The 15102-nt window shown below is 46.8% G+C and carries 13 protein-coding genes; all 13 read left to right on the plus strand.

The genetic code is table 11. From position 1 onward, the window contains the following. Positions 1 to 24 precede the first annotated feature (24 nt). The 13 genes from AC0WRU_RS09895 (at position 25) to AC0WRU_RS09955 (ending at position 15058) form a co-directional block, all read left to right on the plus strand. The gene (locus tag AC0WRU_RS09895; protein ID WP_476128146.1) at positions 25 to 345 is read left to right on the plus strand and encodes a hypothetical protein; all 321 of its coding nucleotides are present in this window, start codon (positions 25 to 27) and stop codon (positions 343 to 345) included. A 40-nt stretch (positions 346 to 385) separates the two neighbouring features. Next, positions 386 to 1012 (plus strand): hypothetical protein, encoded by a 627-nt coding sequence (locus AC0WRU_RS09900; protein WP_476128147.1) that lies wholly within the window; start codon positions 386 to 388, stop codon positions 1010 to 1012. Further along, the gene (locus AC0WRU_RS09905; protein ID WP_476128148.1) at positions 1009 to 1656 is read left to right on the plus strand and encodes an endolytic transglycosylase MltG; all 648 of its coding nucleotides are present in this window, start codon (positions 1009 to 1011) and stop codon (positions 1654 to 1656) included. The genes AC0WRU_RS09900 and AC0WRU_RS09905 overlap by 4 nt, the downstream gene beginning before the upstream one ends. A gap of 258 nt (positions 1657 to 1914) precedes the next feature. Further along, positions 1915 to 2613, plus strand: coding sequence for a 30S ribosomal protein S2 (rpsB, locus tag AC0WRU_RS09910; RefSeq protein WP_013309916.1), 699 nt, complete (start codon positions 1915 to 1917; stop codon positions 2611 to 2613). 132 nt (positions 2614 to 2745) lie between these two features. Next, positions 2746 to 3393, plus strand: a complete 648-nt coding sequence (tsf, locus tag AC0WRU_RS09915) for a translation elongation factor Ts (protein WP_134910100.1) — start codon at positions 2746 to 2748, stop codon at positions 3391 to 3393. A 125-nt stretch (positions 3394 to 3518) separates the two neighbouring features. Next, positions 3519 to 4247 (plus strand): UMP kinase, encoded by a 729-nt coding sequence (pyrH, locus tag AC0WRU_RS09920; RefSeq protein ID WP_013309918.1) that lies wholly within the window; start codon positions 3519 to 3521, stop codon positions 4245 to 4247. Then, positions 4247 to 4801, plus strand: coding sequence for a ribosome recycling factor (frr, locus tag AC0WRU_RS09925; RefSeq protein WP_025684954.1), 555 nt, complete (start codon positions 4247 to 4249; stop codon positions 4799 to 4801). Before pyrH ends, frr begins: the two co-directional genes overlap by 1 nt. 84 nt (positions 4802 to 4885) lie before the next feature. Next, positions 4886 to 5653 (plus strand): isoprenyl transferase, encoded by a 768-nt coding sequence (locus AC0WRU_RS09930; protein ID WP_134910098.1) that lies wholly within the window; start codon positions 4886 to 4888, stop codon positions 5651 to 5653. Positions 5654 to 5670: 17 nt separating this feature from the next. After that, positions 5671 to 6462, plus strand: a complete 792-nt coding sequence (locus tag AC0WRU_RS09935; RefSeq protein WP_476128149.1) for a phosphatidate cytidylyltransferase — start codon at positions 5671 to 5673, stop codon at positions 6460 to 6462. 81 nt (positions 6463 to 6543) lie between these two features. Then, the gene (locus AC0WRU_RS09940) at positions 6544 to 7683 is read left to right on the plus strand and encodes a 1-deoxy-D-xylulose-5-phosphate reductoisomerase (RefSeq protein ID WP_476128150.1); all 1140 of its coding nucleotides are present in this window, start codon (positions 6544 to 6546) and stop codon (positions 7681 to 7683) included. Between the two features lie 107 nt (positions 7684 to 7790). After that, positions 7791 to 9062 carry an RIP metalloprotease RseP gene (gene rseP / locus AC0WRU_RS09945; protein ID WP_149095837.1) on the plus strand — a complete coding sequence of 424 codons (1272 nt, stop codon included), beginning with the start codon at positions 7791 to 7793 and terminating at the stop codon, positions 9060 to 9062. Between the two features lie 50 nt (positions 9063 to 9112). Beyond that, on the plus strand, positions 9113 to 10561 hold the full coding sequence (proS, locus tag AC0WRU_RS09950) for a proline--tRNA ligase (RefSeq protein ID WP_476128151.1): 1449 nt from the start codon (positions 9113 to 9115) through the stop codon (positions 10559 to 10561). A gap of 180 nt (positions 10562 to 10741) precedes the next feature. After that, positions 10742 to 15058 (plus strand): PolC-type DNA polymerase III, encoded by a 4317-nt coding sequence (locus tag AC0WRU_RS09955; RefSeq protein ID WP_476128152.1) that lies wholly within the window; start codon positions 10742 to 10744, stop codon positions 15056 to 15058. The last annotated feature ends 44 nt before the right edge of the window (positions 15059 to 15102 follow it).

The following is a 15102-nucleotide window of genomic DNA, read 5'->3' on the forward strand; positions in this document are numbered from 1 at the left end:
CCCAATCGGAAAGGGTGTGGTCCAATGAGCCTGAAAGCTGTTGAATTACAAATCGCCGTACCTCGTACCAGTGAAGCGGGTAAGTACCAAAGCGAATACCAGCAACGTCCGATGAATGAGCAAGCGTTGTTAGGGCAAAAGAACGAGCAGGAGACAGAAAAGATTCGTCAGCGAAGCAGTGCGGTAGATGAATCTGCGGAAACATTCGTCGGTGAGAGGGAAACTGGAGGGCAGGGCAGTGATTCTTCCAGACAGAACCGATCTCGGTCCAGTGAAAATGAACTGCCAAAGGAGCATCCTGCAGAGCATCCATACAAGGGACATCATATAGATTTTTCGCTCTGATCCGACAGGTAGAGAAGCGTTTAAAAGGAGACGATGGGCAGTGGATCAACCATGGATATATATTGTTCTGCTGGGCGCCGCAGCTGTTGTCTACGCCTGGCTGCTGCCCAAGCGGCAGGCGGGCCGGGGAACAGAAGAGGCCGTCGTCCAAAAGGTCGAGGCCACCTTGGAGCAATATATGGCCGATATTGAAAACGACAATGATGAGCTGATCGAGCTCGTATCCGGCATAAAGCAGGAGCATGCGATTAAACAGGCCTCATTGCAAGAGCAAGTGGCTGAGCTTCGGAACCGGATTGTGGAGCTTGAACGCCAGGCTGCGCTTGCTTCAGTTTCTACACAGACAGTGTCTGGATCTGAGGTACTACTACATACTGGTACCCCGCATCAGGTGGTGGCAGCTTATGGTCAGTTCCGCAATACGCAGTCTGCTATTCCCATGCAGGCAAAGCAGTCTGACGCCTCTATTGTAGCTGTGGAAGAGCAGGTGCCGTTGCAAGAAGCTGAGCCTGAAGCTCAGCAGGAATCTATCCGTGAGCGTTATCAGGAACTGTTCGCGCTGTATGAGCAGGGCAAATCAGTGGATTACATTGCTAAGGAATCAGGCATCCAACGGGGCGAGGTACAGCTCATATTACAATTGGCGGAACGGGAGGACCTGACGTGATCAAAAATCGTTCATTCATGCTGGGCATGGGCACCGGACTTATTACAGGCGCACTGCTGCTGCAACTGGCGATGATCGGTCAGGGGCAATCGCAGCCGTCTGCAGCAGACCCGAAAAACATGACTCGTGAGCAATTGGAGAAGGCGGCAGCCGGACTGAATCTTCAAATCAGCGACAGCTCTAATCCGAAGATGACAGAAGAGGAATGGCGTAACAAGGTGATCAAGGAAGGCAATAAAACACCGGTTGCTCCCAAAAAGGCAGAAGCGGCGCAAATTCCATCGACACCCAAGACACCTGCAAACAGCACACCTTCGGCTGTTTCCAAGCCTTTAGCAAGCACGTCTGCGCTCCAAAGTCCGAATAAGCCGCTAACTAAAGGTTCGAGTGCTACAACTGCTCCAGATACGCCCAAACAGCCTGCCACTCCACAAGTACAATATAGCATTGCATCGGGAAGCAATCTGAGGAGTGTGGCATCTGGCTTGCAGAAGGCGGGCATTGTATCGGATGCCAGCGCGTTTGAGGCAGAGGCTAAGGCTCAGAGAATCAATACCAAAATTCGTACCGGCACCTATGAGTTTGCCAAGGGTGAGGATTTCGGTTCTATTATTACTAAAATTACAAAGAAGCCGTCCAACTGACCGTGATCGGGAAGTGGACGGCTTTTATTTATTTGCTAAAAAGTCCATCAGGCGGAAGTAAACAGTCACATTTCACGCGTATCCAACTATTGTCGAAAAGTTGGTTGCAACGCTGCGGGTGTTATGGTATATTAATTGACGGTGTTAAAAACGCACGTCGATTAATTTTGTGAAGGGTGCTTTCCCAATGGAAAGTCTTTGCGAGAAATGATGTCGGCGGAGGACACACAAAAAACCAAACTTAGGAGGTGCGTGAAGATGGCAGTAATCTCCATGAAACAGCTTCTGGAAGCTGGGGTTCACTTTGGTCACCAAACACGTCGCTGGAACCCGAAAATGGATCGTTATATCTTCACTGAAAGAAACGGTATTTACATCATTGACTTGCAAAAGACAGTGAAAAAGGTTGAGGAAGCTTACAACTTCGTAAAAAGCATTGCAGCTGAGAATGGTACAATCCTGTTCGTAGGCACGAAGAAACAAGCGCAAGATTCCGTTAAAGAAGAGGCAGCACGCGCTGGTCAATTCTATATCAACCAACGTTGGTTGGGCGGTACGCTCACTAACTTCCAAACCATTCAAAAACGTATTGATCGTTTGAAACAACTGGAAGCTTGGGAAGAAGACGGTACTTTCGCAGTTCTTCCTAAAAAAGAAGTTATCATTCTCCGTAAAGAGAAAGATCGTCTTGAAAAATTCTTGGGCGGTATCAAAAACATGAAGGGCCTTCCAAGCGCTCTGTTCATCATTGATCCACGCAAAGAACGTATCGCGGTTGCTGAAGCTCGCAAATTGGGTATCCCAATCGTGGGTATCGTTGATACAAACTGCGATCCAGACGAAATTGACTATGTTATCCCAGGTAATGACGACGCGATTCGCGCTGTTAAATTGCTGACAGGTAAAATGGCTGATGCAGTTATGGAAGCTAACCAAGGCGAAGAAACTACAGCATAATATTTCCTTGCGGAAATACTTATATGAATTAAATGAAAAGGGTGGTTGGCAGGTGTATAACCTCTCACTACCCTTTTTTTAAGGAATAAAGCTTGTGTACACCACTGAAAATCAAATTTGGAGGGAAATAATATGGCAGTTAATGCTAGCGCAGTAAAAGAGCTTCGTGAAAAAACAGGCGCAGGAATGCTGGATTGTAAAAAAGCGCTTGAAGAAGCAAACGGTGATTTGACAAAAGCAGTTGAAGTTCTGCGTGAAAAAGGACTTGCGGCTGCAGCGAACAAAGCAGGCCGTATCGCTACTGAAGGCGTTGTTGAATCCTACATCCATGCTGGCGGCCGTATCGGCGTACTGGTAGAAGTAAACTGCGAAACAGACTTCGTCGCTAAAACAGACCAGTTCAGAGATTTTGTACGTGACATCGCTATGCATATCGCTGCATCGAACCCTCGTTATGTTCGTCGCGAAGAAGTGCCACAGGAAGAGATCGAAAAAGAAAAAGAAATCCTGAAAGCACAAGCTTTGAACGAAGGCAAACCAGAAAAAATCGTTGAGAAAATGGTTGAAGGCCGCATCGGTAAATTCTATGAAGAGTTCTGCCTGTTGGAGCAATCTTTCATTAAAGATCCGGACAAAACAATCTCCACACTCATCAACGAAAAAATCAGCACCATTGGCGAAAATATTTCCCTGCGTCGTTTTGTTCGTTTTGAACTGGGCGAAGGTTTGGAGAAAAAAGAAGACAACTTCTACGAAGAAGTTATGTCTCAAGTGAAATAATAATTACCAACGAACGGTAATTGCATACGGAAAGAGCAAAGAATTGGAACACATCAGTGTTCCTTTTCTTGCAACAGGACATCTATCCTGTACATAATATATAGTCGATATTGGAGGGTGATCATTTGGAAAAACCTGTTTTTAAGCGTGTTGTTCTGAAAGTCAGCGGAGAGTCGCTGTCAGGCCCGAACGGTTACGGTATTGATGCGGATACAATTGCGTCGATCGCCGAGCAGGTCAAGGACGTTGTCGAACTGGGAGTAGAAGTTGCTATCGTGTGCGGAGGCGGCAACATTTGGCGGGGTATTGCCGGAAGCGCCAACGGAATTGACCGGGCAACAGCGGATTACATGGGGATGCTGGCGACGGTGATGAACTCACTGGCACTACAGGATGCTTTGGAACAAATTGAAGTTCCTACGCGTGTACAGACATCTATCGCAATGCAGCAAATTGCTGAGCCTTACATTCGTCGTAGAGCTATCCGCCATCTGGAAAAAGGCCGTGTTGTTATTTTTGCGGCAGGTACAGGGAATCCGTTCTTCTCAACCGATACTACAGCTGCTTTGCGTGCTGCGGAAATTGAGGCTGAAGTGATTCTGATGGCTAAAAATAAAGTGGACGGCGTGTATTCAGCTGATCCGTTTAAAGACAGCACAGCCGAGAAGTATGAGCAACTTACGTATTTGGATGTGCTCAACAAAAATCTCGGTGTCATGGACTCCACAGCTTCGTCGTTGTGCATGGATAACAATATTCCGTTGATTGTCTTTGCTATTACAGAGCAAGGTAACATTAAACGTGTCGTGTTGGGTGAGAAAATTGGCACGATCGTCAAAGGGAGTGTAAATTAATGCCACAATCTGTGAAAAAGAGCGCTGAAGAGCGCATGCATAAAGCAATTCAGTCGTTGCAACGTGACCTTGCATCTTTGCGCGCTGGTCGAGCGACACCAGCTCTACTGGATCGTGTTCAGGTTGAGTATTACGGTGCAATGACTCCGGTCAATCAGTTAGCTAATGTAAATACACCGGACAGCAGGACTCTGATGATTCAGCCTTGGGATAAATCCTCCTTGGCCGACATTGAGCGTGCTATCCAAAAATCCGATCTAGGTTTGACTCCTTCCAATGACGGGAATACCATTCGCCTGAGTATTCCTGCTTTGACAGAAGAACGCAGAACCGATCTGGTGAAGCTGACGAAAAAGAACGGCGAAGAAGCGAAGGTCGCCATTCGTAACATTCGTCGCGATGCAAATGATGATATTAAAAAAATGGAAAAAACCGATATATCCGAGGATGAATCCCGTAAATATCAGGAAGAGATCCAGAAAACGACCGATAAATTCATCGCTGAAGTGGATAAAGTTTTGGCTGCAAAAGAAAAAGAAATTATGGAAGTATAAGAGACTGGTAGCCCCTCCCTTACGGTGGGGTTTGTCTCTTTTCAAGCCTGAGGCACATTTTCAGAGAATGCTGGAGGAACTGGAATGATCAAACGGGTTCGGTCTTGGTGGAACGGGGAACAAAAACAGCAAACACCGGCCATTTCAAAAGACAATATTCCGCAGCATGTTGCTGTCATTATGGATGGGAACGGCAGATGGGCCAAACGGATTGGAATGCCGCGGATTGTAGGGCATCAAAATGGAATGAAGGCAGTGAAGCGCACAGCAATTGCTGCGGATGAACTGGGCATTAAATATTTGACCTTATTTGCTTTTTCAACTGAAAATTGGTCGCGTCCCAAGGATGAAGTCGATTTTTTGATGCGTCTGCCGCAAGAATTTTTGGCTATTGAGCTTGACGAGCTGATTGAAAAAAATGTACAAGTACGTATGATGGGAAATAAGGAGCATTTGCCTTCTCATACCGTTGATGCGCTGACTGAAGCGACTCGGCGAACCGAAAATAATACCGGACTTGTTCTTAATTTTGCATTGAATTATGGAAGTCGGCTGGAAATCACTGAATGTATGCAAGCGTTGGGTCGTGAAATTGAGGATGGGAAGCTTAAACCCGGAGATATTACGCCTGAACTCATTGAGAACTCTTTGCTCTCCAGCGGTATGCCGGACCCTGATCTTCTGATTCGGACAAGTGGCGAACTGAGACTCAGCAATTTTATGCTCTGGCAACTTGCTTACAGTGAGCTATGGTTTACTGATATTTATTGGCCTGAGTTTAAGAAAGAGCATTTATACGAAGCAGTGGTCGAATATCAGCGGAGATCACGGCGGTACGGCGGGCTGAAGTAAATGGAGGATGAAAGCCGTTGAGACAGAGATTGATTACCGGTATTGTGGCAGGCGCATTTTTCTTGGCGATGGTCCTGTGGGGCGGATTGGCCTACCATTTGCTCATTTTGGCCATGGCCCTAATCGGATTCTATGAATTCGCGCGGATGACCAATGTATCTCCTTTCGGCGGTACGGCGTTAGTTGGCTATGCAGGAATATTAGCTTTTGTATTTCCTTATCAGCCCTTGGGTCTGCACTCACCATTACCGTCTATAAGTCTGCTTTGGCTGCTGATGATTATTTTTATGATCATTACGGTGGGAACGAAAAATAAAATCACAATTCAAACGGTGTCCATACTATTTCTCGGTACCGTTTATATAGGCTTTGGATTTTCGTATATTGCGGAATCACGCCATATGGAACATGGGCTTTTATGGACCTTTTTGTTGCTGGCTTGCATTTGGGCAAGTGATGCAGGGGCTTATTTTGTAGGCAAAATGGCGGGGAAGACAAAACTATGGCCTGCGATCAGTCCAAACAAAACAGTCGAAGGGTCTATAGGCGGGATTGTTTTAGCGTTGGCTACAGCACTGGTATTTGCCGGATTGTCAGAAGGGCTGCTGCCATGGGACAAAGCTTTCGCTATCGGTTTATCTTGTGCAGTTGTGGGCCAACTGGGCGATTTAGTGCAATCTGCGTACAAGCGGGTGTACGACATTAAAGATTCCGGTAATCTGCTGCCAGGGCACGGTGGTATACTAGACCGCTGCGACAGTTGGATTGTCGTTTTTCCATTTGTACATATGCTGATGCTGCTTCCATGACTCTTACCTGGTGGTTACAGATTATGCTCAGGGTAAAATTAGTGCAGAGTAACGGTTATTTTCAAGATAGGAAGGTGCTTCATGAAAAGAATTACGGTACTCGGTTCAACCGGGTCTATTGGAACACAGACACTGGATGTCGTATCTATGCACCCGGATCAGTTTGCCGTAGAGGCTTTAGCAGGTGGCTCAAATATAAAGTTGCTTGCCGAGCAGGCGAATCTATACCAACCCAAGAAGGTGTCCGTTGGCACCAAGCAATTGGCGGAGGAAATCCGTCCTTTGTTGCCTTCCGGAATGGAACTGCATTGGGGGAATGAAGGACTCGTCGAGCTGGCTGCGAATACAGATGCAGATATGGTTGTGACAGCTGTAATGGGCAGTGTCGGATTGCACTCCACGCTGGCCGCGATTGAGGCTGGAAAACAGATCGGTTTGGCCAATAAGGAAACACTGGTTACCGCTGGTCATCTGGTCACAGAACGGGCCCAGGCGAAAGGAGTGCCGTTGCTGCCGATTGACAGTGAGCATTCAGCTATTTTTCAATGCTTGAATGGTGAGCGTATGAAAGATGTGGCACATATTACTCTCACGGCATCGGGCGGTTCTTTTCGTGATTTGACAAGGGAACAGCTCCGTGAGGTTACGGTGGAAGATGCGCTCAAGCATCCCAATTGGTCGATGGGTGCCAAAATTACGATTGATTCGGCAACGATGGTAAACAAAGGGCTAGAGGTCATTGAGGCGCACTGGTTGTTCGGACTTGACTATGAGCAGATTCACGTGCTATTGCATCCTGAAAGCATCATTCATTCCTATGTAGAATTTGTAGATACCAGTATTGTCGCCCAACTGGGCAACCCTGATATGAGAGTTCCTATTCAATACGCCTTAACATATCCTGAACGGATGAAGTCTCCCGCCAAGCCGCTGTCATTGGCTGAGGTGGGCAGGCTCCATTTTAAGGAAATGGACTTTAATCGTTTTCCTTGTTTAAGGCTTGCCTTTGAATGTGGTAAAATGGGTGGTACAGCACCAACTGCATTTAATGCGGCTAATGAGATTGCTGTTGCTCGTTTTCTGCGTGGAGAAATTCCTTTTCTGCATATCGAAGCCGTTATTGAGCGTGTATTGGAACGGCATGTCAATGTCACTAACCCCGATTTGGCTGCGATTGAAGCCTGTGATCGTGAGGTTCGCAGCATAGCTGCCGGGATATAGGCTGACTTTGGATTCGGAAGTGAATTGTGATTCTCTTGTGTAGGATCGAAGAATAATGATAATCTAGGAAGACAAACTCGATCTCATTGAAAGGGGAACGGAAACGATTGGAAACGATTCGAATAGTTTTGATGACGGTGCTCATGTTTTTCGTCATAGTGACGGTGCATGAATGGGGGCATTATTATTTTGCCAAACGTGCCGGGATTCTGGTCCGGGAGTTTGCGATCGGTTTCGGTCCGAAACTGTTTTCTTATAAAAGAAACGAGACGCGATTTACACTACGTTTACTGCCGTTTGGCGGTTTCGCTCGCATGGCGGGAGAAGATCCGGAAATCAATGAAATTGAAACCGGACAAACAATTGCTGTACGCGTAACGGACGGTGTCGTCAAAACCATTTATTTAGACCAGTTGGATAACCGCAAAAATGTGGTGCGCGGTGAAGTGCAGCACATTGATCTAGAGCAGGCGCTGACTGTAAAATTGGATGTGGATGGCGAAGATCAGCAATATACTGTACACCCACAAGCGATGATGGTAACCAAAGGACAATCCATCCAGATTGCGCCTAAGGATCGACAGTATGGCAGCAAAACAGTAGGACAGCGTGCGATGGCTATCTTTGCCGGACCGCTGATGAATTTTATTCTTGCCTTTGTGCTGTTTGGTCTGCATATCCAGATGGTCGGCGTACAAGTGGACAACCCGACTTATGTTCAGATTAGTGACATTACAGCAGGGATGCCTGCTGCTGAAGCTGATTTGCATAAGGGCGATATCATTGAATCAGTCAACGGGGTTGCAATTGGTGCGAATGTTGAAAATATGATCAAACTGATTGCCGATTCCCAAGACAAGCCGATGAAATGGGTTGTTCGCCGGGATAACAAAACTTTTGATCTGACGATTACACCTCGTGCAATGGAAGGACAAAAGGGCGGTAAAGTGGGCATCGTGCCTGAACTTCCGACACGGCAAGCCGGAGTCGGGGAAACGTTTAAATTTGCCGGACAATCCATGGTACGAACGACGGACATTATTTTCCAGGGATTTAGTCAGCTTATCCAACGTTTCTCCATTAATGATTTGGGAGGTCCGGTACGTACTTTTGAAGTGACAGGACAAATTGCCAAGCAGGGCATTGAGCAGCTTACGTATTGGACTGCTATAATGAGTCTTTATTTGGGGATATTTAATCTATTGCCAATTCCGGCGCTAGATGGAAGCAGACTTGTTTTCCTCGGTGTAGAGGCGGTAAGAGGACGTCCGGTTGATCCGAGCAGGGAAGGTATGGTCCATTTCGTTGGTTTTGCCATGTTATTCCTGCTCATGATTGCGGTCACGTACAATGATATTTTAAGATTAATTAACGGTTAATTAGAGACGGACTTATATAAAAGGGTCTGTATGGGAGGACATGCGTTTCTATGTCGAACGATAAACAGTTTGTCGAGGAAATTACGCCACAGAGTGAAGATTTTTCCCGATGGTATATTGATGTTATTAAAAAAGCTGAACTGATGGATTACTCCCCGGTTCGCGGATGTATTGTGTTCCGTCCCGACGGTTTTGAAATTTGGGAATATATCAAGGAAGCCATGGATGTGCGTTTCAAAGAAACAGGTCATCGCAATGCCTATTTTCCGATGTTCATTCCCGAGAGCTTTTTCCAGAAGGAAAAAGAGCATGTTGAAGGGTTTAACCCGGAGCTTCCTTGGGTAACCGAGGCTGGCGGGGAAAAGCTGGAGGAGCGCCTTGCGATCCGTCCGACTTCAGAGACAATGTTCGGTCATATGTACTCCAAATGGATTCAATCCTATCGTGATCTGCCAGTGCTTATCAACCAATGGGCTAACGTGGTTCGTTGGGAAAAACGCACGCTTCCTTTCTTGCGTACGAGTGAGTTTTTGTGGCAGGAAGGTCACACTGCTCATGAAAATGAAGAAGAAGCACGCGAAGAAACGATGAAAATGCTGGAAGTATACCGCGAGGTTATCGAGGAAGTGCTGGCTATCCCAGTTATTACTGGGCAAAAAACGCCTTCTGAAAAATTTGCAGGTGCGAAGGATACTTTCTCACTGGAAGCGATGATGAAGGATGGGCGTGCGGTGCAGGCGGGAACTTCCCACTACATGGGAACCAATTTTGCCGTTGCTTTTGATATTAAATACTTGAGCCGGGACAATAACCTGGAATACGCTCATACCACTTCATGGGGAACAAGCACGCGTCTGATTGGTGCGCTGATTATGGTTCATGGGGATGACCGTGGTTTGGCTTTGCCTCCTAAGGTTGCGCCTACACAGGTCATTATGGTACCTATCGGGCCGCCTAAGAAGCGTGAAGCAGTTATTGCCCGTGCAGATGAACTGTTCGCTGAACTGAAACAGGTGGGTGTACGCGTGAAAATGGACGATCGCAGTGATGTGAGTCCAGGTTGGAAGTTTAATGAATATGAAATGCGCGGTGTACCGGTGCGTCTGGAAATCGGACCTCGCGATATGGAAAATGGCGTTTGCGTGCTCGTATCCCGTATCAGTGGCGAGAAAAAGATTGTACAGCAGGATAACCTTGTTGAGGAAGTCCATGCGATGCTGGCACAGGTACAGCAGGAAATGTTTGATCGTGCCAAGAGCTTTATGGATGAAAACTTCTATTCCGTAGATACGCTGGATGAAATGAAGGCGCTCATGGAAGAGAAACGCGGCTTTACTTTGGCAGGCTGGTGCGGATCTGAAGAATGTGAAGACAAGGTCAAAGAAGTGACAGGCGCTACAAGCCGCAATATACCTTTCAAAACTACCGAGCAAAAGACCACATGTCTGTGCTGCGGCAAACCAGCCAAGCATACTGTAGTGTTCGCACGGGCGTACTAATAAAGAAGTAAAGCTATACCACTATACTCACTTCATTCTCTCCGCCAACGAGCATAACCGTAAGGGGTTGCTATGGTGGAGGATTGAGGGGTTACGAAAAGCTTTTGCGGTCGGAGATGTTTTAGACGCAGAAGCTTTTCATGTTTTCAGAATTGCAGATTTGAAATTGGGGGGAGAGCCATGGGCGGAGCTGAAGAAAAGAGAAAACGGCTGGAACTGCTAATGAAGCAGGTAGTGATGCCGGAGGGAGTGGTGAAACCTTATTTCCTGGACGGTTGGATTGAGCAGGTGGAAATAAGCCGTACCAACAAGGATTGGAATATTATCATCGCCAAGGAAACACTGGTTCCCGCTCAGGTATATCGGGCCTTCTGTATTCAAGTGCAGGAGAAAATGAACCACATCGCTAAAATCACCTTTCGGTTTCATTATAGTGAGCAGGTTCAGTCTGCGGATATCATCAGTGAATACTGGAAGCTTTTTCTGGAATGGGTGCACCGCGAAATCCCATCCGTGAACGGCTGGATGACCCGGGCTGTACATGAGTGGGAGGACGGCCTGTTATTATTGACGATGAGCGATAGCATGTCACTGGAGCTGGCACGTAAAAAGCAGATTGACCAAGCAATCATCAAATTCTACGATAAATATTTTGGTCTCTCGATGCGCATTAAAATCCAGGTGGGTGAAAGTAATCAGGAGGCTTTGCAGCAGTTCCAAGAGAAAAAGATGCAGGAAGAACGTGAAGTTATTCAGCAGATGATGGAAAGCATGGAATCGGAAATGCCGCCAGTGGATGAAGAAGAGGGAGATGTAAGGCTTCAATTTGGCTATGACATCAAGGAACCGCCTGTTCCGATGCAGGACATTCAGGATGAAGAGAAGAAAGTCACATTACAGGGGACGATCTTCGGTCTGGATAGCAAAGAACTACGTAACGGAAGTACGTTGTTTACGTATTATTTGACTGACTTTAGTGATTCGCTGCAAATGAAAATGTTTGCCAAAACAAAAGAAGATCTAAAAATTCTCAGCTTGCTGGCTAACGGTAAATGGGTTAAAGTCCGTGGTCGCGTCGAATATGATCGTTTTATGCAAATTCCTGAGCTGGTTATGATTCCTTCTGATCTGGTAGAGGTGCAGGCTCCTCCTTCCCGTAAAGATAATGCAGAGGAAAAACGGGTTGAGTTTCATCTTCATACGAAGATGAGCGCGATGGATGCTGTAAGCTCCATTGACCAGTATGTTAAAACAGCCGCCAAGTGGGGGCACAAGGCGATTGCGGTCACCGATCATGGTGGAGTGCAATCTTATCCCGATGCCGCTAAGGCCGCCAAGAAAAACGGAATTAAAATGATTTATGGTATCGAGGCCAATGTCGTCAACGATGCGGTTGAGGTTGTAATGCAGGCACAGCCGCTTAATTTGAAAACAGCGACTTATGTCGTTTTTGATATAGAAACCACCGGGCTATCAGTTACACAAAATAGAATTATTGAGATTGCCGCTGTTAAAATGCATGAAGGCAAAGAGGTTGACCGTTATGCTACCTTTGTAAATCCACATGAGCGCATTCCTTACAATATCCAGCAATTGACCAACATTAACGATGAAATGGTCAAGGATGCACCGGATGTGGAGCCCGTTATGAAGGAATTCGTGGCTTTTGCAGGCGATGCTGTATTAGTTGCTCATAATGCGCGATTTGATGTCGGCTTTATCCAGGCTACGCTTAGGAACATGGGATTGCCTGAGATGACGAACCCAGTACTCGATACACTGGAATTGGCTCGCTTGTTGTTCCCGACAATGAAAAATCATCGTCTGAACACACTGACTACCAAATATAAGGTTGCGCTCGAAAGTCATCACCGGGCCATTGATGATACAGTTGCGCTAACGGAAGTGCTGAATGGACTTTTGAATGATGCGGAACAAATTAAAGGCTTAAAAATGCTCGACCGCTTGAACGACTATGTGGGTAAGGATTTATCGACCGTTCGTCCTTTCCACTGCTGCATTTATGCGCTTAATCCGATTGGCAAAAAAAATCTGTACAAGCTGGTTTCAATATCACATACCGAATATTTTAAGCGTGTCCCTTGTATCCCTAAATCGAAATTGTCAGAGATGAGAGACGGGCTGCTTATTATTTCAGGTTGCGAAAAGGGAGAGTTTTTCGAGGCTGTGCTGAACAAGTCGGAGGAGGAAGCCGAGGAAATCGCCCAGTTTTATGATGTGCTGGAGATCCAGCCTTTAACTATGTACATGCATCTGGTGGAAAAACAACTGGTAAGTGGCCCTGATGCTCTGAAAACGGCAGTTCGTAAAGTATGCGAAATTGGGCGGCGGCTTGATAAGCCCGTTATTGCTACAGGCAATGTTCACTATTTGGAAACGCGTGATAAGCTGTACCGAGATATCACGATACATGGAATTACTGGTTTTAGCCCGTTAAAAGATATCCGGAAACCGGATGCGCATTTGCGCACGACAGACGAAATGCTGGCAGAATTCGAGTTTCTGGGCGAGGAGAAAGCCTATGAAGTCGTTGTGAAGAATACCAGCGAGCTGGCGGATCGGTTTGAGGAATTGGAGCTGTTCCCTGACAAGCTGTTTACACCTTTGCTGGATGGGGCAGACGAGGAAATCCGCAATACTTGCTACGAGACGGCTAAATCCATTTATGGTGAGGAATTGCCCGAGGTGGTCGTAGCCCGTCTGGAGAAAGAACTGGAGCCGATTATTAAATACGGTTTCTCTGCCAACTATCTCATTTCCGAGCGACTGGTTAAAAAATCCAATAAAGATGGATACCTGGTAGGTTCGCGGGGTTCTGTTGGATCTTCTGTGGTAGCTACCTTCCTCGGTATTTCCGAGGTTAATCCACTGCCTGCACATTATATTTGCGGTAATCCTGAATGCAGACATAGCGAATGGATTTTGGACGGCAGTGTGCCGAGCGGATTTGACTTGCCTGATAAAAACTGTCCGAAATGCGGTGGCAAGCTGAAGGGTGAGGGACAGGATATTCCGTTTGAAACGTTTCTTGGGTTTAAGGGAGATAAAGTTCCCGATATTGACTTGAACTTCTCCGGGGAATATCAGCCAGTCGCACATAATTATACGAAAGTACTGTTTGGTGAGAAAAGTGTATTCCGTGCTGGAACCATCGGTACGGTTGCGGAGAAAACGGCCTTTGGCTTTGCGAAGAAATATGAAGAGGCGCATCATAAAAAATGGCGCGGGGCCGAGCTGAACAGGCTGGCTTCCGGCTGTACGGGCGTCAAACGCAGCACCGGACAGCATCCGGGCGGGATCGTCGTCGTTCCCGATTATATTGAGGTTGAGGACATAACACCGGTACAATTCCCGGCTGATGATACAAGCTCGGAATGGAAAACGACGCATTTTGATTATCATGCTTTTGACGCGAACTTGCTCAAGCTCGATATTCTGGGCCATGATGATCCGACTATGATGAGAATGCTTCAGGATTTGACCGGTGTCGACCCAACAACGATTCCAATGAATGATCCGAAGGTCATGAGCATGTTTAATTCCACGGAGGCGCTTGGTGTAACGCCGCAGCAAATCCGTACTCCTGTCGCAACCTATGGGGTACCCGAGATGGGAACCAAGTTTGTACGCCAAATGCTAGTGGAATCACAGCCGACTTCCTTTGCCGATTTGCTGCAAATTTCCGGTTTGTCCCACGGTACGGGCGTATGGCTGGGTAACGCGCAGGATTTGATCAAGAACAATACCTGCAACATCAAGACCGTAATCGGTTGCCGGGATGATATCATGCTATTCCTGATCTACAAGGCGGGGATGGATGCAAGTCTAGCCTTTAAAATTACGGAGAACGTGCGTAAGGGAAAAGGGCTTAGTGCGGAATGGATCGAGGAAATGAAAAAATGCAAGGTACCGCAATGGTACATTGATTCCTGCCTCAAGATCCAGTATATGTTTCCAAAGGCGCATGCCGCAGCCTATGTTATTTCAGCAGTGCGGACCGCCTATTTCAAGCTGTACCATCCGATTGAATATTATGCGACCTATTTCTCGGTACGCGCAGCCGATTTTGATATTGAACTGTGTTGTCAGGGGTATGATGCCATCGCGCGGAAAATTGTCGAAATCGAGCAGCTCGGTTTTCAGGCTCCGCCTAAGGAAAAAGGGATGCTTCCGATCCTTGAAATGGCGTTGGAAATGACAGCACGCGGTTTCAGTTTCAAGACGATTGATTTGTATCGTTCTGAAGCTACGCGCTTCAAGGTAGACGGAGATTCGCTCATTCCTCCCTTCGGGGCGCTTCAGGGGATTGGTGACAACGCGGCGCGTAACATCGCAGCCTCCCGTGAGCAGGGTGAATTTTTGTCTGTGGAAGATTTTCAGCAAAAATCGAAGGCCAGTAAAACGATTGTCGAAATGCTGTCCCAGATGGGCTGTTTCCGCGGACTGCCAGAGAGCAATCAGTTGTCTCTGTTTTAAATGTAATCCTAGTAGTCAAGCTCTGGCACTTGTCACATAACTAC

It is taken from the genome of Paenibacillus sp. 1-8, from assembly GCF_056316205.1.